Source organism: Rhodococcus sp. T7, assembly GCF_009872365.1.
Classification (GTDB): Bacteria; Actinomycetota; Actinomycetes; order Mycobacteriales; family Mycobacteriaceae; genus Rhodococcus_F.
Genome location: NZ_WXYH01000322.1, coordinates 186,932 through 196,147 on the forward strand (window position 1 = coordinate 186,932; position 9,216 = coordinate 196,147).

Below are 9,216 nucleotides of genomic sequence, written 5' to 3' on the forward strand. Positions count from 1 at the left end.
CAGCGTGGCTCTACTGCGGTGGGACGGGCGCGATATAGCGCAGTGGGGAATGTGCATTCAGCAGCCAGGCTCCACCCTTCGCAGTCTGCCCGATGGGGTACATGCGTGTTCCGTCGGCGCGGGTGCATGCCGCCAGCCCGGTGAGGACCTCGCCGTGGGTGCACCACAGGGTGCCGGCGAGTTCGACGGTGTCCAGCGCGGCGCACAGTTCGTCGGGAACCGCATCCGGAGCGAGCAGCGAATGTTCGTGGATGGGCAGGCGGCGGGCGGCGGCCAAGGGGGCGAGTGTGTCGAGGCACCGGGTCGTCGGGCTGCAGTACAGAACGCGTAGCTCGACTCCGGCGAGTGTGTCGACGAGGCCGGCGGCCTGCTCACGTCCCAGGGCGCTGAGGGGTCGGTCGGCATCTGGCCCGCTCCAGTCTTGCTTTCCAATCGCATGGGCGTGCCGGAGCAGGACGAACATCCCGGGCCTCCCTCGACGAGAGCGTGCGTGTGCGGGTCAGCATAGGCGCTTCGAGGTGTGACTGTGCGCGTCCCGGAGAAGGTACGCAATCCATGTCCACGCGGCCCGGGACCAGTCCACGTCCGTCGATCAGGACCTCCGCGATAGTGCTCCGGACGTCGCAAAATATGTTGGGCGCGAGCATCTTCCCTGGGATGTGAGTAGGTTCGGATCCGTCGTAGCCCGGTGGCCGGGTCGGGCACCACGGTGGATTCGAGTCGATGGTCTCGTCGAGGCGCGAGGATGAGCGATGATGGGATCGATCGGCGACGATGTCGGACGAGCTTTCGGGAGGAGGATTTGCCGGTGAAGGCAGTCGTGTACTCCGAGTTCGGACCACCGGAAGTCCTCAGCGTCCGTGATGTTGCGCGACCCACACCGAAGCCGGACGAAGTGCTCGTGCGAGTGCACGCGACGACGGTGACGAGGGCCGAGACCCTCATGCGCAGGGGGTCGCCCCGTTGGGGACGCATCGTCCTCGGCGTCACCCGGCCGCGGAGGAATCGGCGGATGCTCGGGCTCGAATTTTCCGGAATTATCGAAGCGGCGGGCGCGGACGTACGCCGGTTCGCCATGGGCGACCAGGTTTTCGGATTCGCCGGATTCCATCTGGGTGCGTGCGCCGAATACATCTGCTTGCCCGAGTCCGCGTCGCTCGAGCGGAAGCCCGCCCGCATCGGCTTCGAGGAGGCGGCCGCCGCGGTCGACGGCCCCTCGACGGCGCTGTACTTCCTTCGCGACAAGGCACACATCCGTAGCGGCCGGCACGTCTTGGTCAACGGGGCCTCCGGGAGCATCGGAACCGCCGCGGTGCAACTCGCCAAACACCTCGGCGGCGAAGTCACCGCGGTGTGCGGGTCCCGTAACGCCGACCTGGTCACCGACCTGGGAGCCGACCACGTCGTCGACTACCACACGGAAGACTTCACTTCACACCACGAGGCCTACGACGTCATCTTCGATACCGTCAGCCCGACTTCGTTCGCGCGATGCCGACGGGCACTCACGCCGCACGGCTGTTACCTCCCCACGACCGGTCTGATCAACTGGCCGCTCGGTGCGTGGACCGCGGTGCGCGGCGGAAGAACCGTTCGACCGGGGATGTCCGTCGAGAAGAAGAGCGCACTTGCCTACGTGAAGGAACTGATCGAATCCGACCGTTTCCGCATCGTCGTCGATCGCAACTTCCCGCTGGATCGGATCGTCGACGCACACCGATACGTCGACCTGGGCCACAAGGTCGGCAATGTGACGGTCACCGTCAGCGCTTGAGAACGCTCGGCACCCGAACGGAACATCGAGGCGGCCGCATCCGACGGTCAACCGGCTTCCCGTCCTCGGAAGACGCGGTCCTCGAGGACCGGGACGGCGGTGCTCCGGTCGACTTCGGCGGCGATGGCGACGTCCTCCGGGTATCCCGCTGCGCGCAATTCACGTCCAGACGCAGATGCCGCGAGGGACTGCGGGAGGGTGTCTGCGACGGCGCGCCAGGCGGCGATGGCCATCAGTGCTTCCGGCGACGCTTCGGCGTCCCAGCCGGTCGCGGTCAGTGCGTACATCACGGCGCCCGCACCCCACAGGTCTTCGATCGCCGGCCGGAGTTCGCCGCTCGGCCACTTCTCACCGGCGGCGATCACCGACACCACCGACGTCGGCGTGCAGTGCCGGGCGATCCAGCCGGCGACCGCGGTCGCATTCCGTAGGGACGCTCCGACGCACACCCCGGCTCCGGTGCCGAGTTCGAAGCAGATGCTCGATCCGTTCGGCGAGGGGAGGACCAGCCTGCGCGGCGCGGTGGTGCATCGAATCGTGTTCGGCGACAAGCTGATCTGCTCGTTCGACGCGCGGCTGCGCCCGACGGCGAGGGTCGCGTCCGACTCGCGGGCGTAGCGCTCCGCCGAATCGTCGTTCCATCGGTACGGCAGCACGGCGATGCCGGCGTCGACCGCCACGGTCAGGGTGGTGGTGAACGAGAGGACGTCCACCACGACCGCGACATCGGCGGCGGCCCCGACGGCTTTCGCCCCCGGCAGGCCCCAGTCGAATCGCAGTCCGTAGTTCAGTTGAAGATGTTCGCGGTTCACGTCGATTCCCTCGGGTTCGGTTGCTCGGCGTGACGGTTCTCCGTCGAGGTGAGCGCGACGAGGGCGGTGAGCACCGTGGTGACCGCGGATCGCGGGGCGCCGGGCAGCAGCGCGGCACCGATGTCCCGGGTCGCTCGGGGATCGTCGAGGCGTATCTGCGCGCAGCCGGGTGGGGGAGTGTCGGCGGCCGGCATGATGCCGATGCCCAAGCCGGATGCCACGAGGCCGGACACGGTCCGGAGGTCCTCGCCTTCGAACGCGATCGTGGGGAGAGCGCCGGCCCGTGCGAACAGGTCGTCGACGGATCCGCGGAGGCCGTAGCCCGGCTTGAGTGTGATGATCGGCTCGGATGCGAGGTCGCGGATCGTCGTCGATGTCGAGACGGCCAGGGGGTGGTCGGAGGGCACCAGGACGACGAGTGGCTGTTCGAACAGCGGCGTGACCGTCAGTCCGTCCGGCGGGGGGTGGAGACGAGAAACGAGGGCGATGTCGGCCTCCCCGTCGACGAGGGTGTTCAGGCACGTGCGCCGCGCGCCCTGGCTGAGGACGAACCGGATCGCCGGATCCTCTGCGCGGACGATCCGAATCAACTCGGGCACGAGGTGCTCGCCGAGCGACGTCTGAAAGGCGATCCGAACGGTTGCACGCGTCCGTCGGTCCTGGGTCCGGACGGCGTCGAGGCCGTCCACGACCGCTTCGAGTGCGCGTTGCGCGTACGGCACCAGCGTCCGGCCTGCATCCGTCAACCGGACGCCCCGCCCGTCCGGTTCCAGGAGGGGTGTGCCGAGTTGCTTCTCCAGTCGGCGGACTATCCGGCTGACCGTGGGCTGTGGCATTCCGAGCATCGCGGCGGCAACGGTCACGTGTTCGACCTCGCCGAGGGCGACGAGGACGGGAAGGTGCGGCAGCAGGGCCTTGACCCCCTCACTATTCATGATCCAACTGTATGAGTTCTTCGCCCAACATGCATTGGATTCATCGGTCGTGTCGTTTTACCGTCGAAGGCATGTCCGCTACGCATTTCACCGAGAGGGACACCCGCGAGCCGGTCGCCTCGCGAGATCTGCCGAGGGAGTCGAATCGGGACCGCCGACTCTCGGCGGCCCTGTGGTGTGCGGGCCTGGCGACCTTCGCATTGATGTATGCGCCGCAAGGGCTTCTGGCGCAGATAGGGCACGACGCCTCCGTCAGTGCTGCGCAGGCGTCGCTCCTGGTCTCGGCGGCCACCCTCGGGCTGGCGTTGTCGGTGTTGCCGTGGGCCCGGTTCTCGGATCGAGTCGGACGTCCCACCGCGATGCGGTATGCGGCGGCGTCCGCCGGGCTGCTCGCCGTGGCCGTCCCCTGGCTTCCCACGTTCGAGGCGCTGGTGGCGGGACGCTTCGTGCAGGGTGTGGCGCTCGGTGGACTGCCCGCGTTGGCGATGACGCTGCTCCACGAAATCGCGGCTCCGGCGCGGACGGCGGTGCTGGCCGGTTCCTACGTTGCCGCAACATCTTTGGGTGGGCTGAGCGGTCGGCTTCTGGTCGTCCCGGTGGCGGATCATCTCGGGTGGCATCCCGCGCTGGCGATTCTCGGAGTGGGCCTGGCGATTCTGATGGCCGTCCTGATCGTGCTGTTACCCGCCGGGCGGGGGCGGCGCTCCTCCGTCCCGTCCGGCGGCAGGCTCGCCGTTCACCTACGGGATGTCCGGCTATTGGCACTGTTCGGCATCGGTGCGCTGCTCGTCGGCGGCATGGTGGCGGTCTTCAACTACCTTCCCTTCCGCCTCGAGACGGCCCCCTATCATCTCGCGCCGACGGTGGTGTCGCTCATCTTTCTCGCGTACCTGGCGGGCACTGCGGGCTCCCGCGCCGCGGGCTGGCTGGTGGGACGGCTCGGCCACCGAACCGTGCTCGTGCTGGCCTGCGCCTTCATGGCCGGGGGGACGGTGCTGAGCCTCGACGGATCGCTGATCCTGATCCTCCTCGGTCTGGCCGCGGTCACCGCCGGACTCTTCGTCGGCCATGCCGTCGCATCGGGCATGGTCGGCGCGCATGCGACAACGGGCCGTGCACAGGCGACGGCGCTGTACAACGTCTCCTACTACGCCGGATCCAGCCTGTTCGGCTGGGTCGGAGGTATCGCCTGGGCGAGCGGGCAGTGGGGCGGCGTGGCCGTGCTCGTCCTCGTCCTGACGATGCTGGCCCTCGTCCTCGCGCTTCTCCCGAAGGCAAACCCGCCGCGGTGAATCCCCGGTGGGCCGGGGCTACGATCCGAGGGCAGAACTGTTGTAATGGGGGACGAGAGACAAGGGGAGGGTGCTTGATGACTGACGTATTCCTGCTCGGTGCCGTGCTGTCCGGCGGCATCGGTGTCCTGGGATTGGCGGTCGCACTGTTCGGGGGAGCGGAACCGAACCCGCTGTGCGCGTGTACGTTCGACGGCCGAACCGAAGTCTGTGACGATCGCCGGTCTTGACCGGACACTCGAACCCGAGTTGCCGGACGTCGAATTCGCGACCGGGTGACCGATGATTTTCCGCGGATCGGGGAGTCCTACACGGTAGACGATGTGTCCGACCGAAGGAGAGAGCCGTGGAAGATGTCTGGTCGATGGTGCACGCGGAGCGTGCCGCGCTGATCGACGACCTCGTGAACCTCGACGCCGAGCGGTGGGACGAGCCGTCGCTCTGCGGCGAGTGGACGGTCCACGACGTGGTCGCTCACCTGATCGACACGACTCGGACGACGCGCCTCGGGTTCGTGGTCGGGCTCGCCCGGGCGCGGTTCGACTTCGACCGCCAGAACGCTCGCGGCGTGGAACGCGAACGCGGTGCCTCGCCGCAGGAGACGCTGGAGCGGCTTCGCCGGGTGGCGTCGCGCACGTCGACACCCCCGGCGCCCCTCGACAGCCGGCTCGTCGAGGAGGTCGTCCACGGTGAGGACATCCGTCGACCGCTGGGTCTCACCCGCTCCTACCCGGCGGAGGCAGTCGTCAGATCGCTCCGCCTGCAGACGCGCACCCCGGCGTCCTTCGGCGGCGCCAAGGAACTTGTCGCCCGTGTCCGGCTGACGGCCGCGGACGCCGACGTATCCATCGGTGACGGCCCGGAAGTGAGCGGCAACGCCCTGTCACTCCTTCTGGCCGTCTCCGGCCGGAAGGTGGCGCTGGACGACCTCGACGGACCGGGAGTCGGCACGCTGGCTATGGCGCTCTGAAATCGTCCCGCAGGGGGCGCGATTCGGTCGTGGGATTGTGCGCGGCCTCCGGGCTCGCGTTCGTCGCCGTCTACTGGCTGTACAGGAAACTGGACGCAGACGTCCGCGCACTCGAGCGGGTGGTCTGACACAACCGAGCATCGCTGGTGCAGGCCACTTTCGGCAGGTGCGATCCGGTGTGCATGCGGGCAGACTGTAACCAGGAGGTCATCATGCGATTGTTAAAGGGCCTGCTCGATGTGGTGCTGGGAATCCTCACGGCCGTACTCGGCACGGTGCTGGGGATCGTCGCGGCCGTGGTGTGGCTCGTCGGCGGGATACTGTGCGTCACGATCCTCCTGATTCCCCTGGGCCTGCCCGTCATGAGGCTCGCCCGCCGCCTGTTCACCCTCGCCGGAAAGCTGATGCATATTCCCTGACAGCGTCTCCCCGGCCGGCATGGGCTGGTGGTCGCCGCTGCGCAGGATGAAGAAGATGAACGGAGCTTCACGGCTGAGCTGCTCGAAGAGTTCGGGGGAGCGATCACGCACAGCGGTACCGGGGCGCGGCTCCGAGACGCGTTCGACGGTGAATCCTGCCGCGGTGAAGGCGTCGAACATTGCATGCAACGGCCGGTGCCAGAACCTCATGAGGAAGGTCTCGCCGGACTTGACCCATTTCTCGGTGAACTCGAACGTGCCGAGGTAGTCGCCCTGCCCGGACGGCCTGAAGTCCACGAACGGGTGATGCGTCGAGATGACGACGCACCCGCCCGGCGCGAGTACCCGTCGAAACTCGGACAACGGTCCCGACCAATCGTGGAGGTAGTGCATCACCAGCGACGCGACGACGACATCGAAGGTCGACGACCGGATGGGCAATTGCCGGCCGAGATCTGCCTGGATCAACGGGACGTCGGGTCCCAGGCGGTTTCGGGCGATTGCGAGCAGGTTCGTACTGACATCGACGCCGGTGACTGCAGCGCCCGCGGCGACGAGCGCCTGCGCCAGCACACCGCTGCCGCAGCCCGCATCCAGCACCCTCCGGCCGGCGACGTCGCCGACCAGCGTCAGCATCGCGGGGCGCTCGTACAACGAGTTGTACACGTTGTCCTCGATGTCGGCGTCGTACGCCGACGCGTACTTGTCGTAGTCGTTGAATATCGCCACGATCCGATCATGGCGCATCGAAGTCGCCGCTGGGTCCTGGCGCGGCGTAGCCGAACTCGTCACTGGCGGCTCGACTGCCGCAACGGTCGTCAGGGAAGGGTGATCACGATCTTTCCGAGCGCCTCACCGGAACGCAGCCGATCGGCAGCCCGCTGGAACTGCGTGAACTCCACGGTCAAGTCGATGACCGGACGGATCTCACCACGGGCGACGGCGGGAAGGACCTCGGGCAGGAGGCCGGCGATGACTGCGGACATCTCCCAGTCACGGGTGAACCCGAAGGACACTCCGTGGACGGTGAGGTGACGGTAGGACAGGTGATCGATGTCGATCGTCGAGGTCGGACCGGCAACGCGGCCGATGTTGACCACGTGACCGTCCTCCTTCGTCGCCCGCAGGCAGTCCGCGAAGGTCTGCCCCGCGACATGGTCGAGCACGACGTCCACGCCGCGGCCGTCGGTGGCGGCCAGCGTCGCCTCGGTCAAGTCCTGCTCGCCGGTCACGATGACGGAATCGACGCCGACGCCGGTCAGCAGGTCCCGCTTGGCGCTGCTGCGCGTAGTGCCGATCACCTGCGAGGCACCCAACGCCGTGACCATCTGGGCTCCGATGAGGCCGATCGCGGTCGAGGCGCCGGTGATCAGCACGCTCTGCCCTGCCGTGAACCCGGCGGTGGTGAGCGCGCCGTGTTCGGTGAGCAGGCCCGTCGGCAACGCGCAGGCGATCTCCGGGTCGAGTCCCTCCGGGCGGGGCAGGACGAATCGGTGGTCGGTGACCACGTACTCCGCGAAGGCCGACGGGATCGACCCCATCACCGCGTCACCGATTTGCCAGGTGTCCACACCCTCGCCGAGTGCGGCCACCTCACCGGCGTACTCGAACCCTGCGATGTACTTCCTGCCGTGCCCGCCCGCGGTGGGGTCGGCTCCGGTGAGCATCGGGATGTCGGCGTTGTTGGTCGCCGCGGCCCGATTCCGGATCAGGACCTGACCCGGTCCGGGTTGCGGAACGGGCACCTCCTCGAGGACCCAGTCGGGGCCGATCCCGCCGACGAGTGCGCGCATCGTGTCGGTCACAGGTGATCTCCTCTGGTGGTGTTCGGATTGTTCAGGGGCGGCGGGTGCGCGGTGCGTGGTACTGCTCGTCGGTGACTTCCTCGAGCCAGGTCGTCTCCGGCGCGCCGGATCCGTCGCCTTCCCAGATCGCGAGGTGTTCCATGAACCGGTCTTCGGCGGCGCCGTGCCAGTGCTTCTCACCGGCAGGACAGGTCACGGTCTCGCCCGGGTGGGCCGCGAAGACGATACCGTCGCGCGTACCGACCAGCGCGACACCGGAGACGACGTGCAGGGTTTGCCCGAGGACATGGCGATGCCAGAACGTGCGGGCGGCGGGGGAGAAGCGAACCATGTTCGTCCGCGCCCGCGAGGGTTCCTCGCCTGCGTAGATGATGTCGTACCAGACGTCGCCGGTGAATTGTCCGGCCGGACCCTTGCCCGTGGGGACGGGGGTGATGAACTCCATGATGTGCTCCTCAGTTGTCGGTGTCGAGGTCGAGGTCGAACCCGAGCTCGCGGGGGGCCTGCTCTTCCAGGCAATCGCAGTACCTCCCTCAGCGTTGCGGCCCCGCGTGCCGTGGAGGGCACAGGGCGTGGCTCTGGGTCGAGCATCGTGATCGGTTGCTCGGGTGCACGGAGTTTGACGATCGCATTTGGATAGATTATATATTATTGCATGACGGGCAGTCCTCGACCGTCGTGGAAGCAGACGTAATACGTTCCTGTGCAGTCCATTCGGAAGGACTCAATGGTGGATCAACCGTCCAGGGCTCAGCAAGCGATCGGCTCGCTCGCCCCCAAACTCGTGGAGCTGACTGACGATGTGCTGTTCGGCGACGTCTGGACTCGCCCCGAGCTGCCGCCGCGCGATCGCAGCCTGTTGACCATCGCCTCGCTGGTGACACAAAGCCGCCCCGATCAGCTGCACTTCCACCTCGGGAAGGCGCTGGACAACGGCCTGGCCGCGGAGGAGATCGGCGAGGCCATCACCCATCTCGCGTTCTATGCCGGCTGGCCGTCCGCCTCCGCCGCGATACGCGCACTGCGGACCGTTGTCGACGAGCGGGAGGGCGCAGAAGGCTGAAGTCGTCGCATCTGCCGAGCTGGGGTTTACCACCGCCATACGGCTAAAACGGCGCACAACACCCGCACCGGGTGAATTACTGTTCACCCCGTGGTGCACCATGGTGGAGAATGCTCGACTCGATGATGTTGGTGAGGAACTCCATG

11 protein-coding genes and 1 pseudogene are annotated in these 9,216 nt (G+C 67.5%); 6 read left to right on the top strand and 6 right to left on the bottom strand.

The window, feature by feature from the left end:
- Positions 1 to 10: 10 nt before the first annotated feature.
- Positions 11 to 463: a SixA phosphatase family protein gene (locus MLGJGCBP_RS26110; RefSeq protein WP_160099009.1), complete on the bottom strand. Its 453-nt coding sequence runs from the start codon at positions 461 to 463 to the stop codon at positions 11 to 13.
- Positions 464 to 808: 345 nt separating this feature from the next.
- On the opposite strand from MLGJGCBP_RS26110, the gene MLGJGCBP_RS26115 reads away from it, so the two are divergent.
- Positions 809 to 1,774 (top strand): NAD(P)-dependent alcohol dehydrogenase, encoded by a 966-nt coding sequence (locus MLGJGCBP_RS26115; RefSeq protein ID WP_160099011.1) that lies wholly within the window; start codon positions 809 to 811, stop codon positions 1,772 to 1,774.
- Between the two features lie 47 nt (positions 1,775 to 1,821).
- Here the strand turns inward: MLGJGCBP_RS26115 and MLGJGCBP_RS26120 are convergent, their stop codons facing one another.
- Together MLGJGCBP_RS26120 and MLGJGCBP_RS26125 are read right to left on the bottom strand one after the other, a co-directional pair.
- Entirely contained in the window at positions 1,822 to 2,586 is a 765-nt protein-coding gene (locus MLGJGCBP_RS26120) for a 2-phosphosulfolactate phosphatase (protein ID WP_160099013.1), read from the bottom strand.
- The gene (locus MLGJGCBP_RS26125; RefSeq protein ID WP_160099015.1) at positions 2,583 to 3,521 is read right to left on the bottom strand and encodes a LysR family transcriptional regulator; all 939 of its coding nucleotides are present in this window, start codon (positions 3,519 to 3,521) and stop codon (positions 2,583 to 2,585) included. The genes MLGJGCBP_RS26120 and MLGJGCBP_RS26125 overlap by 4 nt, the downstream gene beginning before the upstream one ends.
- A 71-nt stretch (positions 3,522 to 3,592) precedes the next feature.
- Here MLGJGCBP_RS26125 and MLGJGCBP_RS26130 point away from each other — a divergent pair, with 71 nt between their 5' ends.
- The 4 genes from MLGJGCBP_RS26130 (at position 3,593) to MLGJGCBP_RS26140 (ending at position 6,202) form a co-directional block, all read left to right on the top strand.
- Positions 3,593 to 4,813 (top strand): MFS transporter, encoded by a 1,221-nt coding sequence (locus MLGJGCBP_RS26130; protein WP_236581367.1) that lies wholly within the window; start codon positions 3,593 to 3,595, stop codon positions 4,811 to 4,813.
- 77 nt (positions 4,814 to 4,890) lie between these two features.
- Complete coding sequence (locus MLGJGCBP_RS50650; protein ID WP_179220111.1) at positions 4,891 to 5,043, top strand: hypothetical protein; 153 nt, start codon at positions 4,891 to 4,893, stop codon at positions 5,041 to 5,043.
- Between the two features lie 116 nt (positions 5,044 to 5,159).
- On the top strand, positions 5,160 to 5,783 hold the full coding sequence (locus MLGJGCBP_RS26135; RefSeq protein ID WP_160099019.1) for a maleylpyruvate isomerase family mycothiol-dependent enzyme: 624 nt from the start codon (positions 5,160 to 5,162) through the stop codon (positions 5,781 to 5,783).
- A 212-nt stretch (positions 5,784 to 5,995) separates the two neighbouring features.
- A complete protein-coding gene (locus MLGJGCBP_RS26140) occupies positions 5,996 to 6,202 on the top strand; it encodes a hypothetical protein (RefSeq protein ID WP_087555990.1) in 207 nt (68 codons plus the stop codon).
- Between the two features lie 153 nt (positions 6,203 to 6,355).
- Here MLGJGCBP_RS26140 and MLGJGCBP_RS53795 read toward each other — a convergent pair.
- The 3 genes and pseudogenes from MLGJGCBP_RS53795 to MLGJGCBP_RS26155 all read right to left on the bottom strand — a co-directional run.
- Positions 6,356 to 6,949 (bottom strand): annotated as a pseudogene (locus tag MLGJGCBP_RS53795) (class I SAM-dependent methyltransferase); the annotation flags it as partial.
- A 71-nt stretch (positions 6,950 to 7,020) separates the two neighbouring features.
- Entirely contained in the window at positions 7,021 to 8,007 is a 987-nt protein-coding gene (locus MLGJGCBP_RS26150; RefSeq protein ID WP_160099021.1) for a quinone oxidoreductase family protein, read from the bottom strand.
- Between the two features lie 31 nt (positions 8,008 to 8,038).
- Positions 8,039 to 8,452: a (R)-mandelonitrile lyase gene (locus tag MLGJGCBP_RS26155; protein WP_160099023.1), complete on the bottom strand. Its 414-nt coding sequence runs from the start codon at positions 8,450 to 8,452 to the stop codon at positions 8,039 to 8,041.
- Between the two features lie 282 nt (positions 8,453 to 8,734).
- On the opposite strand from MLGJGCBP_RS26155, the gene MLGJGCBP_RS26160 reads away from it, so the two are divergent.
- Positions 8,735 to 9,070 (top strand): carboxymuconolactone decarboxylase family protein, encoded by a 336-nt coding sequence (locus tag MLGJGCBP_RS26160; protein ID WP_087555753.1) that lies wholly within the window; start codon positions 8,735 to 8,737, stop codon positions 9,068 to 9,070.
- Positions 9,071 to 9,216: the final 146 nt, after the last annotated feature.